At 71.4% G+C, this 17,884-nt stretch carries 16 protein-coding genes and 1 tRNA gene; 9 read left to right on the top strand and 8 right to left on the bottom strand.

The window, feature by feature from the left end; genetic code table 11:
- Positions 1-453: 453 nt before the first annotated feature.
- The gene (locus tag ACF08N_RS26090; RefSeq protein ID WP_392327166.1) at positions 454-1,119 is read left to right on the top strand and encodes a molybdopterin-dependent oxidoreductase; all 666 of its coding nucleotides are present in this window, start codon (positions 454-456) and stop codon (positions 1,117-1,119) included.
- Positions 1,061-1,723 carry a cytochrome b/b6 domain-containing protein gene (locus ACF08N_RS26085; RefSeq protein WP_392327097.1) on the top strand — a complete coding sequence of 221 codons (663 nt, stop codon included), beginning with the start codon at positions 1,061-1,063 and terminating at the stop codon, positions 1,721-1,723. The genes ACF08N_RS26090 and ACF08N_RS26085 overlap by 59 nt, the downstream gene beginning before the upstream one ends.
- Here ACF08N_RS26085 and ACF08N_RS26080 read toward each other — a convergent pair.
- A complete protein-coding gene (locus ACF08N_RS26080) occupies positions 1,709-3,106 on the bottom strand; it encodes a GntP family permease (RefSeq protein ID WP_392327096.1) in 1,398 nt (465 codons plus the stop codon). The genes ACF08N_RS26085 and ACF08N_RS26080 overlap by 15 nt on opposite strands.
- A gap of 67 nt (positions 3,107-3,173) precedes the next feature.
- Positions 3,174-3,683: a gluconokinase gene (locus tag ACF08N_RS26075; RefSeq protein WP_392327095.1), complete on the bottom strand. Its 510-nt coding sequence runs from the start codon at positions 3,681-3,683 to the stop codon at positions 3,174-3,176.
- 158 nt (positions 3,684-3,841) lie between these two features.
- On the opposite strand from ACF08N_RS26075, the gene ACF08N_RS26070 reads away from it, so the two are divergent.
- Both ACF08N_RS26070 and ACF08N_RS26065 read left to right on the top strand, forming a co-directional pair.
- Complete coding sequence (locus ACF08N_RS26070) at positions 3,842-4,543, top strand: FadR/GntR family transcriptional regulator (protein WP_392327094.1); 702 nt, start codon at positions 3,842-3,844, stop codon at positions 4,541-4,543.
- 213 nt (positions 4,544-4,756) lie between these two features.
- The gene (locus ACF08N_RS26065) at positions 4,757-6,220 is read left to right on the top strand and encodes an amino acid permease (protein ID WP_392327093.1); all 1,464 of its coding nucleotides are present in this window, start codon (positions 4,757-4,759) and stop codon (positions 6,218-6,220) included.
- A gap of 66 nt (positions 6,221-6,286) precedes the next feature.
- Here ACF08N_RS26065 and phsA read toward each other — a convergent pair whose 3' ends face one another.
- From phsA to ACF08N_RS26050, 3 genes are all read right to left on the bottom strand, one after another.
- Positions 6,287-8,167: an O-aminophenol oxidase PhsA gene (gene phsA / locus ACF08N_RS26060; protein ID WP_392327092.1), complete on the bottom strand. Its 1,881-nt coding sequence runs from the start codon at positions 8,165-8,167 to the stop codon at positions 6,287-6,289.
- A gap of 201 nt (positions 8,168-8,368) precedes the next feature.
- A complete protein-coding gene (locus tag ACF08N_RS26055) occupies positions 8,369-9,292 on the bottom strand; it encodes a pseudouridine synthase (protein ID WP_392327091.1) in 924 nt (307 codons plus the stop codon).
- Between the two features lie 106 nt (positions 9,293-9,398).
- Positions 9,399-9,486: transfer RNA gene (locus ACF08N_RS26050), tRNA-Leu, on the bottom strand.
- A 185-nt stretch (positions 9,487-9,671) separates the two neighbouring features.
- On the opposite strand from ACF08N_RS26050, the gene ACF08N_RS26045 reads away from it, so the two are divergent.
- The 3 genes from ACF08N_RS26045 to ACF08N_RS26035 all read left to right on the top strand — a co-directional run bounded on the left by ACF08N_RS26045 (position 9,672) and on the right by ACF08N_RS26035 (position 12,378).
- Positions 9,672-10,997 (top strand): M20/M25/M40 family metallo-hydrolase, encoded by a 1,326-nt coding sequence (locus tag ACF08N_RS26045; protein ID WP_392327090.1) that lies wholly within the window; start codon positions 9,672-9,674, stop codon positions 10,995-10,997.
- Positions 10,998-11,175: 178 nt separating this feature from the next.
- The gene (chpH, locus tag ACF08N_RS26040) at positions 11,176-11,409 is read left to right on the top strand and encodes a chaplin ChpH (protein ID WP_392327089.1); all 234 of its coding nucleotides are present in this window, start codon (positions 11,176-11,178) and stop codon (positions 11,407-11,409) included.
- 144 nt (positions 11,410-11,553) lie between these two features.
- Positions 11,554-12,378, top strand: a complete 825-nt coding sequence (locus ACF08N_RS26035) for a chaplin (protein ID WP_392327088.1) — start codon at positions 11,554-11,556, stop codon at positions 12,376-12,378.
- Positions 12,379-12,490: 112 nt separating this feature from the next.
- Here the strand turns inward: ACF08N_RS26035 and ACF08N_RS26030 are convergent, their stop codons facing one another.
- Positions 12,491-12,679, bottom strand: a complete 189-nt coding sequence (locus tag ACF08N_RS26030) for a DUF5703 family protein (RefSeq protein ID WP_392327087.1) — start codon at positions 12,677-12,679, stop codon at positions 12,491-12,493.
- A 47-nt stretch (positions 12,680-12,726) separates the two neighbouring features.
- Between ACF08N_RS26030 and ACF08N_RS26025 the strand changes: the two genes are divergently transcribed.
- Positions 12,727-13,386: a hypothetical protein gene (locus ACF08N_RS26025; RefSeq protein ID WP_392327086.1), complete on the top strand. Its 660-nt coding sequence runs from the start codon at positions 12,727-12,729 to the stop codon at positions 13,384-13,386.
- 148 nt (positions 13,387-13,534) lie between these two features.
- Here the strand turns inward: ACF08N_RS26025 and ACF08N_RS26020 are convergent, their stop codons facing one another.
- Positions 13,535-15,679, bottom strand: coding sequence for a helix-hairpin-helix domain-containing protein (locus tag ACF08N_RS26020; protein WP_392327085.1), 2,145 nt, complete (start codon positions 15,677-15,679; stop codon positions 13,535-13,537).
- Positions 15,676-16,659: an aldo/keto reductase gene (locus ACF08N_RS26015; RefSeq protein ID WP_392327084.1), complete on the bottom strand. Its 984-nt coding sequence runs from the start codon at positions 16,657-16,659 to the stop codon at positions 15,676-15,678. The genes ACF08N_RS26020 and ACF08N_RS26015 overlap by 4 nt, the downstream gene beginning before the upstream one ends.
- A 130-nt stretch (positions 16,660-16,789) precedes the next feature.
- On the opposite strand from ACF08N_RS26015, the gene ACF08N_RS26010 reads away from it, so the two are divergent.
- On the top strand, positions 16,790-17,839 hold the full coding sequence (locus ACF08N_RS26010; RefSeq protein WP_392327083.1) for an LLM class F420-dependent oxidoreductase: 1,050 nt from the start codon (positions 16,790-16,792) through the stop codon (positions 17,837-17,839).
- The last annotated feature ends 45 nt before the right edge of the window (positions 17,840-17,884 follow it).

The following is a 17,884-nucleotide window of genomic DNA, read 5'->3' as shown; positions in this document are numbered from 1 at the left end:
CTCTGCCCCGGTGAGCCGGGCTTGCCCGGGTGGGGCGCGCGGTCTCGCCAGGGCATTGCCCGATCCGTGGTGGGGGGAGGCAGACCGGAACGTAGCAGAGGCGGTGGCATGTACACGAGAGGTCGGAGAGGGGAAACGGAAGTTGCTGCTCCGGGCGGCTCCGGCAGGCGACGACCCCACGCTCCGTCCGCCGGGGAAGTGTGACGGAAATCTGACGTACCACCCGGCTCCCTGGCCCCGCCGCCGGTCACGTGCTCGAATCGAAGAGTGAGCACACACGACGGTGGCCCGGAGGGCACCGAGCGCACCGAGCGCACCGGGCCCGCCGAGCGCACCGAGCCCGCCGAGCGCACCGGGCCCGCCGAGCGCACCGGGCCCGCCGAGTACACCGGGCCCCCCGAGCGCGACGACGGGACGGCCGGCACGCCCCTCGGCCGGCGCCTGGTCCTCGGCATGCTCGGCGTCGGAGCCGCGACGGTCGCCGCCGCTCCCCAACTCCAGCGCGGGCTCGAAGCGTTCCTCGGCTCCGCCGCCGACAAGGACCCGACCGGCCTCACCGGGCTGCTGCCCAACGGCGGCGGCTTCCGCTACTACTCCGTCGCCTCCTCCGTCCCGCACCGCAACGCGACCGACTACCGCCTCACCGTCGACGGCCTCGTCGACCGCCCCGGCACCTACACCCTCGCCGCCCTGCGTGCCCTCCCGCAGACCCGCATCGTGCGCGACGTGCAGTGCGTGACCGGCTGGCGCGTGCCGGACACCCCGTTCGAAGGCGTACCGCTCTCGCTGCTGCTGGACGCGGCCGGGGTGCGCCCCGAGGGCAGGGCCGTCCGGTTCACCTGCTTCGACGGCACGTACAGCGAGAGTCTCACGCTCCGGCAGGCCCGCCGTGACGACGTCCTGGTCGCCCTGCGCATGCAGGACAAGCCGCTCAGCCACGCCCACGGCGGCCCGGCCCGGCTGTACGTCGCCCCGATGTACTTCTACAAGTCGGCGAAATGGCTCTCCGGGATCACCGTCACCTCCCGTGTACGGCCCGGCTACTGGGAGGAGCGCGGCTATGACGTCGACGCCTGGGTCGGCCGGTCCAACGGCCGCAGCGACACCCCCACCGGCTGAACCGCCCGCCCGCGTACGCCGGTTCAGCCGGCCCGAGCGCTGGGTGCACCGCACCACCGCCGCGCTGATGCTCACCTGTGTCGCGACCGCCGCCGCCCTGTACGTACCGCAGATCGCCGAACTCGTCGGCCGCCGCCACCTCGTGGTCACCGTTCACCAGTGGTCGGGCGTCCTGCTGCCGCTGCCGTTCCTGCTCGGCCTCGCCTCCCGCGCCTTCCGCGCGGACCTGCGCCGGCTCAACCGCTTCGCCCCGCACGACCGCACCTGGCTGCGCGCCGTACGCCGCCGCGACCACCGGCTCCCGTCCCGCCCGGCAGGGAAGTTCAACGCCGGGCAGAAGATCTACGCAGCCTGGATCGCGGGCGCGGCCCTGGTCATGCTCGGCACCGGCCTGCTGATGTGGTTCACGGACCTCACCCCGCTGGTGTGGCGCACCAGCGCGACGTTCGTGCACGACTGGCTGTCACTGGCCGTCGGGATCGTGCTGGCCGGACACATCGGAATGGCGCTCGCCGACCCGGAGGCACGCCGTGGCATGCGCACCGGGTCGGTCGAGCGCCAGTGGGCCCGTGACCACCACTCAGAGTGGCTACAGGACGAGTGACAGCAGCAGCACGAAGACGATGCCGACGACCGAGATGATGGTCTCCATCACCGACCAGGTCTTGATTGTCTGGCCGACGTTCATGCCGAAGTACTCCTTCACGAGCCAGAAACCGGCGTCGTTGACGTGGCTGAAGAACAGCGAACCGGCACCGATCGCCAGGACCAGCAGCGCCGCGTGCGACGTCGACATGTCGGCCGCGAGCGGCGCGACCAGCCCGGCCGCCGAGATGGTCGCCACCGTCGCCGAACCGGTCGCCAGCCGGATCGCCACCGCGATCAGCCAGGCGAGCAGCAGGGTCGGTATGGCCCAGTCCTTCGAGAAGTCCAGGATCATCTGGCCGACGCCGATGTCGATCAGCGTCTGCTTGAAGCCGCCGCCCGCGCCGACGATCAGCAGGACGCCCGCGATCGGGGCGAGCGACTTCTCGACGGTCGAGCCGATCCGCTCCTTGGTGAACCCGGCGGCCCGGCCCAGGGTGAAGATGCCGACCAGTACCGCGGCGAGCAGGGCGATCAGCGGCGAGCCGATGACATCCGTGACGCGCTGGAGGCCGTTCTCGGGGTCGTCCACGATGATGTCGACGAGCGCCTTGGCCATCATCAGGACGACCGGCAGTAGCACGGTGGAGACGGTGGCGGCGAAGCTGGGCCGCTTGTCCAGGTCGTCGGACGCGCGCTGAGGAATCATCTTCTCGGGCGCGGGGATGTCCACCCAGCGGGCCGCGACCTTCGAGAACACCGGACCCGCGACGATCACCGTCGGTACGGCGACGACCAGGCCGAGGGCGAGGGTGACGCCCAGGTTCGCACCGATGGCGTCGATCGCGACCAGCGGGCCGGGGTGCGGCGGGATCAGGCCATGCATGACGGACAGACCGGCGAGGGCCGGGATACCGATCCGCATCAGCGAGTAGTTGCCGCGCTTGGCCACCATCAGCACGACCGGGATCAGCAGGACGATGCCGACCTCGAAGAACAGCGGGAGCCCGATGATCGAGGCGATCAGCACCATCGCCCAGGGCATCGCGCGCCCGCCCGCCTTGGCCAGGATCGTGTCGACGATCTGGTCGGCGCCGCCCGAGTCGGCGAGCAGTTTGCCGAGGATCGCGCCCAGTGCGATGAGGACGCCGACGCCGGCGACGGTGTTGCCGAGGCCGGTGCTGAAGGAGGCGATGGCCGCCTCGAGCGGTGCCCCGGCGAACGCGCCGAGCGCGAGCGAACCGATGGTCAGGGCCAGGAACGCATGCAGCTTGAACCTGGTGATGAGCAGGACGATGACGGCGATACCCGCCAGAACGGCGATACCCAGCTGAGCGTTACCCGCCGAGGTGATCGGCTCGACGGTGTCCGCTGCCAGCATCTCGACGCTGAGACTGGTCACGGTGATTCCTTGTCACGGAAAGGGAAGGGGGACGGGGGTAGGGGGAAACGCGGGGGACAGGGGTGGGTCAGGAACCGAGCCGGCGCAGCGCGGCGACGGCCCGCTCGGTGATCTCCTCGGGGCTTCCGGACACGTCGACGGCGACCCCCGCCTCGTCGTCGCCCAGCGGCTGCAGGGTGGCGAACTGCGAGTCGAGCAGCGCGGTCGGCATGAAGTGCCCCTTGCGCTCCGTCATGCGCCGCTCGATGAGCGCGCGGTCGCCGGTCAGATGGAGGAAGACGATCCCGGGCGCCGCGGCCCGCAGCCGGTCGCGGTACATGCGCTTGAGCGCCGAGCTGGAGACCACCCCGCCGTGGCCCGCCCGGTCATGGGCCCAGGCGCCGATGGCGTCCAGCCACGGCCGGCGGTCGTCGTCGTCCAGCGGGATGCCGGCCGACATCTTGGCGATGTTGGCCGGGGGATGGAAGTCGTCGCCCTCGGCGTACGGGACGCCCAGGGTGGCGGCGAGCAGGGGACCGATCGTGGTCTTCCCTGTGCCTGCCACGCCCATCACCACAACGACGTGAGGGGTGCTCATTACGTGCCTCGCTGTCTTCGTCGACATCCGACATCGGTCCGTCGCGCTACTGAAACCCATTAGGTACGACGTATTCAAGAGGCTGAGACATAAACGTCATACTTTTTGTTCCCGGATCCACCCGACGCCCGCCCAGGCCGGGACCGTAGGCTTTGCCCATGACCACAGAAGGCCGAGGGCTTCACACGCATGTGCTCGACACCCTCGGCCTGGCGATCACCGCGGGCGACTACCCCGCGGGCAGCGTCCTGCGCACCGACGAGGTCGCCCAGCGCTTCGACGTCTCCCGCACCGTCGTCCGCGAAGTGGTCCGGGTCCTGGAGTCCATGCACCTCGTGGAGTCACGGCGCCGTGTCGGCGTGACCGTCCGGCCCACCGAGGAGTGGAACGTCTACGACCCGCGGGTCATCCGCTGGCGCCTCGCGGGCTCCGACCGTCCGCGCCAGCTGCGCTCCCTGACCGTGCTGCGCTCCGCGATCGAGCCGGTCGCGGCCTCCCTCGCCGCGGTGAACGCCACCCCGGAGCAGTGCGCCGCCCTCACCCGGGAGGCCATCGGCATGGTCGCCACCTCCCGGGGCCAGCAGCTGGAGGGCTACCTGGAGCACGACATCGCTTTCCACCGGATCGTGCTCAATGCCTCGGGCAACGAGATGTTCGCCCGGCTCGGCGATGTCGTCGCCGAGGTCCTCGCCGGCCGGACACACCACCACGTGATGTTCGACGACCCCGATCCGGCGGCCGTGACGCTCCATGTGCAGCTCGCCGAAGCCGTTCGCGAAGGCGACGGCGCCCGCGCGGAGAGGCTCACCCGGGAGATCGCTGCCGGGGCCCTGGAAGAGCTGGATGTCCTCGCACCCTGAGATGCATGGCATCCTTGCTTCACATTGGCGAAACCTCTGAAATACCTCAGATCTATTTCTGAGTGAGGTTGGCCACTGCCAAAATCCCAGGGTTGCCCTGAGTATGAGCCGTGAGGCTCTCTGGGCACCCATGCCGTGCCGCGGCACACCGCACAGAGCCGCCGGCGCACAAGGCCGGGTACCGCACACCCCCTCACGAAGGCGAACACCTCAATGAGTGACCGCACCATGGCTGCGGCCGATACGCCTGTCGCCGCCGCGACGGGCGCCCCCCACACAGACGCCGGTGACGCCGGGTACCGCAAGGACCTCAAGTCACGTCACATCAACATGATCGCCATCGGCGGCGCCATCGGTACGGGGCTCTTCCTCGGCGCCGGTGGCCGGATGGCCAACGCGGGGCCGTCCCTGTTCATCGCGTACGCCGTCTGCGGTGTCTTCGCCTTCTTCGTTGTCCGTGCGCTCGGCGAGCTGGTGCTCTACCGCCCCTCCTCCGGTGCCTTCGTCTCCTACGCCCGTGAGTTCATGGGCGAGAAGGGCGCCTACACGGCCGGCTGGCTGTACTTCCTCAACTGGTCGACCACCGCGATCGCCGACATCACCGCCGCCGCGACCTACGCCCACTTCTGGGCCATGTTCAGCGACATCCCGCAGTGGGTCCTCGCGCTGATCGCCCTGGCCGTCGTCCTGACCGCCAACCTCATCTCGGTGAAGTACTTCGGCGAGATGGAGTTCTGGTTCGCGATCATCAAGGTCGCCGCGCTCGTCCTGTTCATGCTTGTCGGCATCTTCCTCGTCGTGACCTCGCACGACATCGGCGGCCACACCCCGGGCCTCTCGACCATCACCGACAACGGCGGCATCTTCCCGAGCGGCGTCATGCCCATGCTGCTGCTGATCCAGGGCGTCGTCTTCGCCTACGCCTCCGTCGAGCTGTGCGGCGTCGCCGCGGGCGAGACCGAGAACCCCGAGAAGATCATGCCGAAGGCGATCAACTCGATCATGTGGCGCGTCGGCCTCTTCTACGTCGGCTCGGTCGTGCTGCTCGCCCTGCTGCTGCCGTACACCGCCTACTCCGGCGACCAGAGCCCCTTCGTCACCGTCTTCGACAAGCTCGGCATCCCCGGCGCGGCCGGCGTCATGAACCTCGTCGTTCTCACCGCGGCCCTGTCCAGCCTGAACTCCGGCCTCTACTCGACCGGCCGCATCCTGCGCTCCATGTCGATGTCCGGCTCCGCGCCCAAGTTCACCGGGGTGATGAACAGGGGCGGCGTGCCCTACGGCGGCATCCTGCTCACCGCCGCCTTCGGCGTGCTCGGCGTCTTCCTGAACTACGTCATGCCGGGCGAGGCATTCGAGCTCGTGCTGAACTTCGCCTCCATCGGCATCATCGGCACCTGGGCCATGATCATGGTCTGTTCGCTGCTGTTCTGGCACCGCTCCAAGGACGGCCGGGTCACCCGCCCCGGGTACCAGCTGCCCTGGGCCCCCTACACCCAGCTCGTCACGCTGTTCTTCCTCGCCTCCGTCCTCGTCCTGATGTGGATGGACGGCGGAATCGGCCGCACCACCGTCAACTGCCTGCCGCTCATCGCGGCCGCGCTGGTCGGCGGCTGGTACGTCGTCCGCAAGCGGGTCGGTCGCATCGAGGCCGAGCGCCAGGACGTCCGCGCCTGATCGCAGTGAAGGCCGGGCCTCGCGGGACATCCCGCGGAGCCCGGCCTTCGCCGTGTCCGGCCTGCCTCAGCCGTGGTGGCCGCCGTGCCCCCCGCCGTGGTCGAACTTCAGCACTTCCCTGGGCATGACCACGAACGGCCGCATCATCCCCATGTCCTCGTGCTCCAACAGGTGGCAGTGGTACATGAACCGCCCGTGCGCACCGTCGAAGCGGCCCATCACCTTCACCAGCTCGGCCTGTGTGACCAGGAAGACGTCCTTCCAGCCCCGCTCGTTCGCCGGCACCGACAGCTTGCGGTCGGGGTCGGGCACGACCGGCGCGCGCGTCCCGCCGAGCTTCGGGTCGAAGCCGTCCACCCGGTACGCCTCCCGGCTCATCACCTGGAAGTCCGCGAGATGGATGTGCATCGGATGCGCCGGCGCCCCCAGGTTGAGGAACGACCACTGCTCGTACGAGCCCTCGCCGATCGTGAAACCGAGCCCGTCGTTGAAGGTGCGGGACGTTCGCCGGTAGGTCCGCATCCGGCCGTCGTGGCCCTGGAGCCGGATCACGCCCTCCGCCGGCGCCTGGACGCCGGCGTCATCCTTCACCTCGGTCATCTCCCAGATCTCCGGATGACCGCCCCCGCCCACCGTCTGCGGCGGTGTCAGCACGATCAGCCGGTGGCCGTGGTCGACCAGGTCGTGGTTGTACGCGCGGAACGACCCGGACAGCACCGGCGGCAGTACGAACGGGTCCGGCTCGCACGTCTCACGCACCCGGAACTCCATCACCTGCGGATAGGGCACGCTGTCGGCCAGGTCCGGCACGCCCGCCGGCGCGTTGCGCCCCTTGTTCACCAGCCGCACCCGGCGCCCGGCCAGCGCACGGAAGTCGATCAGCAGGTCGAACCGCTCGGCCGGGGCGACGGTCAGCGGCAGCCCGTCCGTGAAGTCCACCGGCACCGGACGCGGCAGCAGCCCGCCGTCGCTGCCGATCTGCCGCACCACACCGGGAACCGGACGGTCGTCCTCGTCCACCAGGACCAGGTTGTAGATCCGGGCGTTGGACGCGTTCACCAGCCGGAAGCGGTACCAGGCGTCGTCCACGTCGAAGTGCGGCCAGATCGTCCCGTTGACCGTGGAGTACGGCCCGAAGAACGGCAGCGACACCGGCTTGCCCGTCTCCGGATGGCTCGGGATCAGCACGGACGTCTTGTGCAGCAGCCGGCCGTTCAGCCGCCCGTCCTCGTCCGTGTCGAGATTGCGGTCGGCGAGGATCAGCGGCACCTCACGCGCCCCCGACGGAAGCCCCAGCGCGTCCTCCTCGTCGTCACGGACGAGATACGTGCCCACCAGACCCGCGTACACGTTCCACCGGGTGATGTTCATGGCGTGGTCGTGGTACCACCACTGCACCGCATGGTGGTCGTTCGGGTACTCGGACAGTTGCGCGTCCCCGTAGGCGACCGCGTTGTCCGCCCAGCCGTCGTTCCCGCCGCCGGTCTGCGCGCCGTGCAGGTGCGTGACCGACCAGGCCGGCAGCGCCGCGACGTTCTCGTCCGGCTTCACGCCCTCGCGCCCCGGCCGGTTGTGCGGCAGCGGCTGCCCGGCCGGCACCGGCCCGACCTCCACCGCGGTGACCGGGTACTCGCTGCCCGGCGGAATGCGGTTGGTCCAGGCGACCCGGATCCGCTGCCCGCGCCGCACCTCGACGGTCGGGCCCGGGACGCTGCCGTCGTACCCCCACATCAGCGTCGGCGGCAGCTGCGAGTGCATCCGCACCCAGGTGGGCCGCAGCGCGATCTCGATCTCCTGGCGGACGTCGGCCACGTCCGGCCGGAGCACCGGCGGGATCGTCAGCGGATCGGCGTACGGCGTCAGTCCGCCGGGTCGCCCCGGGCGGCGCGCGGCCGTCTCCGCGGTCTCCGCGCTCTCCACAGGTGTGCGGTCGATGATCTCGGTCAAGGTTCTCTCTCCCCCGTACAGCTCTTCCTGCCCGGAACCTCTCCTGCACCCGTGAGGACTCGGTCCCGTCCTCGGCAGTTGCCCTGTCCGTGTCCTCTGGCCGAAATGCCCCTCCTGAACGGCATGATCGCCCCACCGTTCGAGCCATCGCGGCGCGCCGCCGTGACAGCCGCCGCGTCGCCGCGGGCAGTGCGCCGAGGATCACCACGCCCCGAGCCGCAGCCGGCTCTCGAAACGGCACGCCCCATCCGTCACCGGATCGGTGAACTCCAGCGAGCGCGCGAGCAGTTGCAGGGGCCGTCCGTAGTCCTCGGGGCCGGGTTCCCGTACCACCGGATAGACCGGGTCGTTCAGGATCGGCAGCCCCAGGGAGTTCATGTGCACCCGCAGCTGATGCGTTCGGCCGGTGGCCGGCAGCAGCCGGTAGCGGCCCAACGCGCCGCGCGCCTCCACCAGCTCGATCCGGCTCTCGCTGTTCGGCTCACCCGGCACCTCCCGGGCGGCGATCACCCCGCGCTCCTTCTCGATCCGGCTGCGTACGGTACGGGGCAGGTCGACCCCCGGGTCGTACGGTGCGATCGCCTCGTACTCTTTGCGCACCCGCCGGTCCCGGAACAGCGTCTGGTAGGCGCCCCGGTCCGCGGGCCGTACGACGAACAGCACCAGCCCCGCCGTGAGCCGGTCCAGCCGGTGTGCGGGCTGGAGCTCCGGCAGGCCCAGATCGCGGCGCAGCCGGGCCAGCGCCGTCTCGGTGATGTGGCTGCCGCGCGGGACGGTGGCGAGGAAATGCGGCTTGTCGGCGATCACGAGGCGTTCGTCGCGGTGCACGACGCCCACCTCGAAGGGCACCCGCTCCTCGGCGGCGAAGTCCCGGTGGAAGAACAGGTACCGCCCGGCCTCGTACGGCTCGTCGGCCGTGACCGGCCCGTCCGCCGAGACGATACGGCCCTCGTCGAGCATGGCGTCGACCTGCTCGGCACCGATGGCGTTCGCGTACCGCTCCACGAGATGGTCCCGTACGGTCGCCCACAGCCCGTCCGGATCGGCGGGCAGCCGCAACCGCACCGGGTCGATGCCGTCGCGCTGGGGGAGCGGCGACCGGGGAGCCCTTTGTCTGCGTCTCACCGACGAGACTGTATGCCCACCCCTCGCCCGCGACACGGTCCCACCGGCCGCGCTCCGAGGCGCCGGAAAAACGAAGATCCCCACGGCAGTACCGTGGGGATCTCACTGGTGTCCGAGGGGGGACTTGAACCCCCACGCCCGATAAAGGGCACTAGCACCTCAAGCTAGCGCGTCTGCCATTCCGCCACCCGGACAAGGTGTCTGTCTCGCGGCCCTGGGCCGTTCCGACGTGGAAAACCATAGCAAACATTCGGCCCCGCTCGATCACACCCCCGGTTCCGTGAACGCCCCGTGACGTCCGGAGGCCGCCCTTGGGCAACGGCCGCCATGGCGGGAGGATGAGGGCTGGCCACCAGCAGCGACAGTGGGAGGAATCAGCGTGAGCGAGTCGAACACGACCCGGACCGCATCGGGTGAGGACGAGGTCGTCGACCTCTGTCGTGAGCTGATCCGGATCGACACCAGCAACTACGGCGACCACACCGGCCCCGGCGAGCGCGCCGCGGCCGAGTACGTCGCCGAGAAGCTCGCCGAGGTGGGGCTGGAGCCGCAGATCTTCGAGTCGCACAAGGGCAGGGCCTCCACCGTGGCCCGCATCGAGGGCGAGGACCCGTCCCGGCCCGCGCTGCTCATCCACGGCCACACCGACGTGGTCCCGGCGAACGCCGCCGACTGGACGCACCACCCGTTCTCGGGCGAGATCGCGGACGGCTGCGTCTGGGGCCGGGGCGCGGTCGACATGAAGGACATGGACGCCATGACGCTGGCGGTCGTACGCGACAGGCTGCGCAGCGGTCGCAAGCCGCCGCGCGACGTCGTGCTGGCGTTCCTCGCCGACGAGGAGGCCGGCGGCACGTACGGCGCCCGCCACCTGGTCGACAACCACCCCGACCTGTTCGAGGGCGTCACCGAGGCGATCGGCGAGGTCGGCGGCTTCTCCTTCACCGTGAACGAGAATCTGCGCCTCTACCTGGTCGAGACAGCGCAGAAGGGCATGCACTGGATGCGCCTGACCGTCGAGGGCACGGCCGGCCACGGCTCCATGACCAACAACGACAACGCCATCACCGAGCTGTGCGAGGCCGTCGGCCGCCTCGGCCGTCACCAGTGGCCGGTGAGGGTGACCAAGACCGTCCGCTCCTTCCTCGACGAGCTCTCCGACGCGCTCGGCACCCCGCTCGACCCCGAGGACATGGACGCCACGCTCGCCAAGCTCGGCGGCATCGCCAAGATGGTCGGCGCCACCCTGCGCAACTCGGCCGCCCCCACCATGCTCGGCGCCGGCTACAAGGTGAACGTGATCCCCGGCCAGGCGACGGCACACGTCGACGGCCGCTTCCTGCCCGGCTACGAGGAGGAGTTCCTCGCGGACCTGGACCGGCTGCTCGGTCCCCGGGTCCGGCGCGAGGACGTGCACGGCGACAAGGCGCTGGAGACCAGCTTCGACGGTGCTCTCGTGGACGCGATGCAGGTGGCGCTCAAGGCGGAGGACCCGATCGCCCGTGCCGTGCCGTACATGCTCTCCGGCGGCACCGACGCCAAGTCCTTCGACGACCTCGGTATCCGCTGCTTCGGCTTCGCGCCGCTGAAGCTGCCCCCGGAGCTGGACTTCGCGGGCATGTTCCACGGTGTCGACGAGCGGGTCCCGGTCGACGGCCTGAAGTTCGGCGTCCGCGTGCTCGACCGATTCCTCGACCACTGCTGACCTGCCGCTGCCTGCCGAAGGGCACCGGAGTGACGAACCGGCGCTCCCGTATTCGTCCGCATGTCCATCCTTGACCGAAACGAGTGAATGGGGGTTTGGCCTCGTAGCTCGCATGCGCCCTCCTCGTTACAGGTGATGCGGTCCGCGGCTGGGGCCGTATTGCCAACAAGGAGGAACAATGATCAAGAAGGTCGTCGCTGCTGCGGCTGCCACCGGTGGTCTGGTGCTCGCGGGCGCGGGCGTGGCCATGGCCGACTCCGGCGCCTACGGTGCCGCCGTGAAGTCCCCCGGCGTGCTCTCGGGCAACCTTGTCCAGGTGCCCGTCCACGTGCCGGTGAACGTGTGCGGCAACACGGTCAGCGTCATCGGTGCGCTGAACCCCACCTTCGGCAACGAATGCGCCAACGTCTGAGCGTTGTGACTCGACCCGCAGGGGTCCGGGTCTGATTCCGGGCGGCTCCGGAGTGCGTGCCATGCACTCCGGAGCCGCCCGGTTCTTCGGTCCTCGGGAAGCACACCGGGGGCATCCTGACAGCTGGAAGGCAGGCAACAAGACATGCGACAGGTCACGCGCAAAGGTCTGATCTCCGTGGCGGCCGCGGGTGGCGTACTCGCGCTCGGCGGGGGTTACGCACAGGCGGATTCGGGGGCGGGCGGCGGAGCGTCGAATTCGCCGGGCGTGGGGTCCGGGAATTCGGTCCAGGTGCCGGTGCACGTGCCGGTGAACGTCTGCGGGAACACCGTGAACGTCATCGGACTTCTGAATCCCGCCATGGGAAACAAGTGCGCCAACGAGTCGGACGGTACATCCGGTCCGGGCAGCAACGGCGGCGGCTCCCACACGGGCGGCGGTTCCCACACGGGCGGCGGTTCCCACACGGGCGGCGGCTCGCAGACGGGCGGCGGTTCCCACACGGGCGGCGGCTCCCACACGGGCGGCGGCTCCCACGCCGACGGCGGAGCGAGCGACTCACCGGGCGTCGGCTCGGGCAATCAGGTACAGGCGCCGGTCGACGTGCCCGTCAATGCCTGCGGAAACAGCGTCACGATCATCGGTGCCCTCAACCCCGCGTTCGGCAACGACTGCGAGAACGACTCCGACGGCTCGACGCCGCCCGGGAAGCCGGGCAACCCGCAGGAGCCGGAGCAGCCGGGCACCCCGGGCACCCCCACAACGCCCACGACGCCCACCACCCCCCACACGCCGTCGAATCCGAACGAGCGGAACATCCCGGGTGCGCAGACCGTCACCCAGCCCAAGGGCGGCGGCGACCAGCTGGCAGAGACCGGTGTGGACGCGCTCGACGTGCTCGCCCCGGCTGGCGTCGGCCTGCTGCTCGCGGGCGCAGTGCTCTACCGGCGGGCCCGCGCGTCCGCGTGACCGGGCCCCGCTGAAGCAGTAACGAAGGAGCGGGCCCGCCGGCCCGCTCCTTACGTCTGCGCCCGGCGAGCGTCTGCGCCCGTGGATCCGGGCCGGACAGCCGCCGGTGCGCTCACCAGGTGGCGCGTACCTGTCGGATGATGCGCCGGCGCAGCCGCACGCGGCGGCTGCCGTCCCGGTGCAGGGTCAGTCGGTCCAACTCCCAGTGTCCGTACTCGGCATGGTCGGTCAGCAGACGGGTCGCCTCCCCGCGGGAGACCCCGCGCGGGACGTACACGTCGACAAATTCGTATTCCGGCATCGCATCTATTGTGCGGGCAGCGGCCAGGTACGGATAGCGTCTGCACTATGTCTGATGCTGCGCAGCCCACCGCTGCCGAGGTACGTGCCGCCGCCGAGGCGGTCAAAGCCGCACTGGACCGCCACCTCGAGGCGGTCGAGAACCGCACGGGTGAGGACGACCCGGCCGTCTACGACGCCTTCAACGCGCTCGCCGCGGCGGCGGAGGCGTACGACGAGAGGCTCTACGACCGGTACGACGAGGTGACACCTTTCGAGATCCCGGGTGCCGACGACTCGCTGCCGCCGTACGCGGGTCCCGAGGAGCCGAACGCTCTCACCGTGCTGATCCGCCGCGACTACGCGGTGGTGGAACCGCAGCGGCTGCTCGCCCAGGCACAGCGCATCGCCGACCTCGATCCGGACGCGGCGGACCGGCCCGCGAACGCGCCGGTCGTCGGCGCGAGCGTGCACGCGGCGCTCGGTGTGCTCTTCGGGGAGTACGAACCGGACGAAATCGCCTCGCGGCACAAGGAGTTCGGTCTCGAGGAGGGGGACTCCACGCTCTGGGTGTCCGCCGTGGACGAGCTGCCCGAACCGGGGGAGTGGCTCAGCGTCCCCTTCGACCAGGCAGACCCCGAGCGGGTCGTCTGCCGCTTCGACGTCAGCTCGGTCTTCGACGAGGAGGATCTGGCGGAGGACCTGGAGGATCTCGACCAGGAGGAGTGAGGGCGGCCGCGACGGCCGGGCCTCGTGCTGCCGCCACGGCTCCATGACGCTGTCCGGCGGCCGCCCCACCCCGTGACGCTGCTCCGGCTCGCTGCCGCGGCCCGTGACGACGCGATGCCGTCGTCACGGGCCGCGGCCGTGCCCGGGCCTAGGGCGCGGGTGCCAGCAGAGCTTCCAGCAGCGGGCGCAGCCGGGTGGTGCGCTCCGCGCCCGGCACCTCGGCCACCGCACGGGCCAGCGCCTGGTCGACGCCGTGCACGACGGACAGGTGACGCTCGGCGCGGCCGAACGCCGTGTACACCCACGGCCGGCTCAGCATCTGGGCGGCGTCGCCCGGCAGGACCACGACGACGGCCGGCCAGCGCATGCCCGCGGCCTGGTGCGCCGTCAGCGCCCAGCCATGGCGGACCGCCGACTCGACCCGCTCCCTGGGGACGACCGTGCCGGTCCCCTCGCAGTCCAGACGCAGGCCCTCCGCGTCCGCCGATACGACGGTGCCGGTCAGGGTCCGGCCGGGAGCCGGGGTGTACGCGACGCGGTCACCCGGGTCGAAGCCGCCGAACCGGCCGGGGCCCGGGTTCAGCCGCTGCTTGAGCGCCGCGTTGAGCGCGCGGGTGCCCGCCGAGCCGCCGTGACCGACCGTGATCACCTGCGTCTGCTCGGCCGGTACGCCGATCGCCCGCGGCACCGAGTCGGCGACGAGCTGCACCGTACGGTGAACGGCCTCCCCGGCGTCCCGCACCGGGACGATCACGATCTCCTTGCCGGGCGCCGGCACCTGGTTCAGCTCACCGATGCCGATGCCGGACACCAGCTCGCCGAGCGGACCCGGGTCGGGCGTGCGCGACGCGATCTGCGGGCACACCCGGGCGGCGATCACGTCGCCGAACACGTGGCCCGCCCCGGCCGACCCCAGCACGCCGGGGTCGCCGCTGAGCACCAGGCGGCTGCCGTCGGGCATCGACTCGACGAGCATCGCGGCGGTCTCCACGTCCAGCTGGGGTGCGTCGAGGACGACCAGGACGTCGAGGGCCAGCGCACCGTCCTCGTCCCGGCCGGGCCCGGCCGCACCCGAGAGCAGCGCCGGGACCGTGACGGCACCGGCCTCGGCCCCCAGCCTGCGGCTGCCCTGCTCCCCGTGCGTGGCCACGACGGCCCGCAGGCCGGTCTCCCGGGCCCGCACCGCGAGTGCGACCGCCTCGGCGCGGGCCGCCTCGCCGCCGGTGTGCACCACGAGTCCGTGCGCACCGGTGGCCCGGACCAGCTCGGGGCCCTCCCAGTCCTGGGAGGTGGCGGTCCTGACGAGCCGGGCGAGCCTGTCGGCCAGGCTCTCCTCGGCCATGGCGTAGCGGTCGAGTCCCAGAAGGACGGTCACCGGCTGCTCGTCCTCCACGCCCTCCTGGAAGACCAGGACGGCACCGTAGGCGACGGCCTGCTGGACGGCCTCGTCGGGATCGGGCACCTTGCGCTCGGCGAGCGCGGCGCGCACGGCGGAGGCGTCCTGCGCGGTGTGCCCCTGGAGCGCCGCGCGCTCCAGCAGCCAGGTCACGAGGGCCGCGGCGCGCCGCTCGTCACCGGGGCCGCACGCGTCACCGAGCAGCGCCCGCGCGAAACCGTCCGCCTGCTCGGGCCGGACGCCCGGCACGGACAGCAGCTGCCAGGGGTCGTCGGCCAGCAGATCCGCGGCGGATTCGCCGAGGGTCTCGGCGACCTGGAGGGCGAGCGCCTCGGGCGCGCCGCCCCTGACGAGCACGGCCCGCACGGCGGCCACGGTCTCGGGTGACGCCTCCGGCGCGCGCTCCGGCGCGCGGACGGGCGCGGGGGGCGTGGGTGCGGGCGCCGGCGCAGGTCGCCGGGGAACGGGCGGCGCCGCGTCGAAGAACTCCGAGCCCGCGGCGTCGCCGCTCTCCACGGCCCGTACAGCGGCGAGCAGGTCGGCGGCCTTCCCGCTGAGCTTGGCCCCGCTCTCGATGGTGCCGCCCCGCTCGGCCTTCCGCTGCTCGATCCGCGCCCGCAGCTCCCGCTGCGCGGCGATCTCGGCTTCGACCTCACTGCCGCCCGCCGGTCCGGCGTCTTGCGCCCCGCCGCCCTCGCCTTCGGCGGCTGCCGCCGCGCCCGCGTCGCCTTCGGCGGCTGCGTCGCCCGCCGCCGGGGCGTCGTCCGACGGGTCAGGGGCCTGCACCCCCGACTCGGCGCCTGCGAGGCCGGCGCTGCCGTCCGCCACAGGGGACTCCCGTCGCTCGCCGCCGTCGGCGGCGTCGGCGGGGGTGGGGTCGGGGGTGGGCGCGGTCACAGCGTGCTCCAGTCCTGGTCGGGATAGCGGTGCACGGGCGCCGAAACATCGTCCAGCGCCTGGCAGATCTCGTCAGGAAGACTAAGCGCCTCCACCGACAACGCCGCCGTGAGCTGCTGCGCGGTGCGCGCGCCCACGATCGGGGCCACCACGCCCGGCCGGTCCCGTACCCACGCCAGCGCAACCTCCAGCGGCGTCGCCGCCAGACCGTCCGCCGCCGTCGCCACCGCGTCCACGATGCGGCTCGCCGCCTCGTCGAGGTACGGCTCCACGAACGGCGCCATGTGCTCCGACGCCCCACGGGAGTCGGTGGGCGTGGCCGCCCGGTACTTGCCGGTGAGGACGCCGCGGCCCAGGGGCGACGACGGCAGCAGCCCCACACCGAGGTCCAGCGCCGCGGGCAGCACCTCGCGCTCCACTCCGCGCTGCAGCAGCGAGTACTCCATCTGCGTGCTCGCGAGCCGGGTCCGCACCCCTGGGGCCGACAGCTGCCAGGTCGCCGCCTTCGCCAGCTGCCAGCCGCAGAAGTTGGAGACGCCCGCGTACCGCGCCCGCCCGCTCGCAACGGCGATGTCGAGCGCCTGGAGCGTCTCGTCCAGCGGCGTGCCGGGGTCGAAGGCGTGGAGCTGCCACAGGTCCACGTAATCCGTCCCGAGCCGCTCCAGCGACGCGTCGAGCGCCGCGAGCAGATGTCCGCGCGAGCCGTCGAAGCGCCGGTCCGGATCGGGCACGCTGCCCGCCTTCGTCGCTATGACCAGGTCCTGGCGCGGCACGAGCCGCTCCACCAGCCGGCCCAGCACGTACTCCGCATCCCCGCCGCCGTAGACATCAGCCGTGTCCACGAGCGTCCCGCCCGCCTCCCAGAAGACCTTCAACATGCCGGCGGCATCGTGCTCGTCGGTGTCCCGGCCCCATGTCAGGGTGCCGAGTCCGATACGGGACACGCGCAGGCCGGTGCGGCCGAGATGCCTCTGCTCCATGGGCGCTGAGATTACTGGCCAGGGGCCCACGCTGAGAGAGCCTGTGGACAACGTCCCCCTGCCGGATCAGGGGCGCCCGCGCTAGAGTCCCCGGAACAGGGACGTTACTGATCAGTAAGAGGGAGCGGTTATGCGGCTCGGCATCAACCTCGGTTACTGGGGCGCGGGGATGGACGGCGACAACCTCGCCGTCGCGCAGGAGGCCGACAGGCTCGGCTACGACGTCTGCTGGGCGGCGGAGGCGTACGGCTCCGACGCTCCCACCGTGCTCAGCTGGGTCGCCGCCCAGACCGAGCGCATCGACGTCGGTTCCGCGATCCTGCAGATCCCGGCCCGCCAGCCCGCCATGACGGCGATGACCGCCGCCACGCTCGACTCGCTCTCCGGCGGCCGCTTCCGCCTCGGTCTCGGAGTGTCCGGGCCGCAGGTGTCGGAGGGCTGGTACGGCGTCAGGTTCGACAAGCCGCTCGCCCGCACCCGCGAGTACGTCGAGATCGTCCGCAAGGCGATGAGCCGCGAGCGTCTGACGTACGAGGGCGAGCACTGGACGCTCCCGCTCCCCGACGGGCCGGGCAAGCCGATCAAGCTCACCGTCCACCCGCAGCGCGAGCACATCCCGCTGTACATCGCGGCGATCGGCCCGAAGAACCTGGAGCAGACCGGCGAGATCGCCGACGGCGCCCTCCTGATCTTCCCCTCCGCCGACCACCTGGAGGAGACCGCCCTCAAGCACCTGCGCGCGGGCCGGGAGAAGGCGGGCCTGACGATGGACGGCTTCGACGTCTGCCCGACACTGCCGTTGGCCGTCGGCGACGACGTCACCGGTCTCGCCGACATGTTCCGCCCGTACACCGCGCTCTACGTCGGCGGCATGGGCAGCCGGAAGCAGAACTTCTACAACCAGCTCGCCCAGCGCATGGGATACGAGAAGGAGGCCGCCGAGATCCAGGACAAGTACCTGTCCGGCGACAAGGCGGGCGCTGCCGCGGCGGTGCCGCACGAGCTGATCGACCAGACGGCGCTGCTCGGGCCCGTGGAGCGGATCGCCGACAGGATGACGGCGTACGCCGCGGCCGGGGTCACCACGCTGACCCTCTCCCCGGCCGGTTTCACGCTCGACGAGCGCATCGCCGCGCTGCGTGCCGGCACCGGGGCCCTGGAACTCGCCGGCCTCGCCTGACGAGTAGGCGCAGGAGGCCGAGGAGATCGCGGAGGTCTGCGGCCG

Source organism: Streptomyces sp. NPDC015127, assembly GCF_043080095.1.
Taxonomy (GTDB): Bacteria; Actinomycetota; Actinomycetes; order Streptomycetales; family Streptomycetaceae; genus Streptomyces.
The sequence above is the reverse complement of the archived record's forward strand: the minus strand, read 5'-3'. Positions and strand labels throughout refer to the sequence as shown.

Coding starts and splice junctions, on each gene's coding strand:
- ACF08N_RS26090 (WP_392327166.1), top strand. CDS start 454: ATGCTCGGCGTCGGAGCCGCGACGGTCGCCGCCGCTCCCCAACTCCAG.
- ACF08N_RS26085 (WP_392327097.1), top strand. CDS start 1,061: ATGACGTCGACGCCTGGGTCGGCCGGTCCAACGGCCGCAGCGACACCC.
- ACF08N_RS26075 (WP_392327095.1), bottom strand. CDS start 3,683: ATGAGCACCCCTCACGTCGTTGTGGTGATGGGCGTGGCAGGCACAGGG.
- ACF08N_RS26070 (WP_392327094.1), top strand. CDS start 3,842: ATGACCACAGAAGGCCGAGGGCTTCACACGCATGTGCTCGACACCCTC.
- ACF08N_RS26065 (WP_392327093.1), top strand. CDS start 4,757: ATGAGTGACCGCACCATGGCTGCGGCCGATACGCCTGTCGCCGCCGCG.
- chpH (WP_392327089.1), top strand. CDS start 11,176: ATGATCAAGAAGGTCGTCGCTGCTGCGGCTGCCACCGGTGGTCTGGTG.
- ACF08N_RS26035 (WP_392327088.1), top strand. CDS start 11,554: ATGCGACAGGTCACGCGCAAAGGTCTGATCTCCGTGGCGGCCGCGGGT.
- ACF08N_RS26030 (WP_392327087.1), bottom strand. CDS start 12,679: ATGCCGGAATACGAATTTGTCGACGTGTACGTCCCGCGCGGGGTCTCC.
- ACF08N_RS26025 (WP_392327086.1), top strand. CDS start 12,727: ATGTCTGATGCTGCGCAGCCCACCGCTGCCGAGGTACGTGCCGCCGCC.
- ACF08N_RS26015 (WP_392327084.1), bottom strand. CDS start 16,659: ATGGAGCAGAGGCATCTCGGCCGCACCGGCCTGCGCGTGTCCCGTATC.
- ACF08N_RS26010 (WP_392327083.1), top strand. CDS start 16,790: ATGCGGCTCGGCATCAACCTCGGTTACTGGGGCGCGGGGATGGACGGC.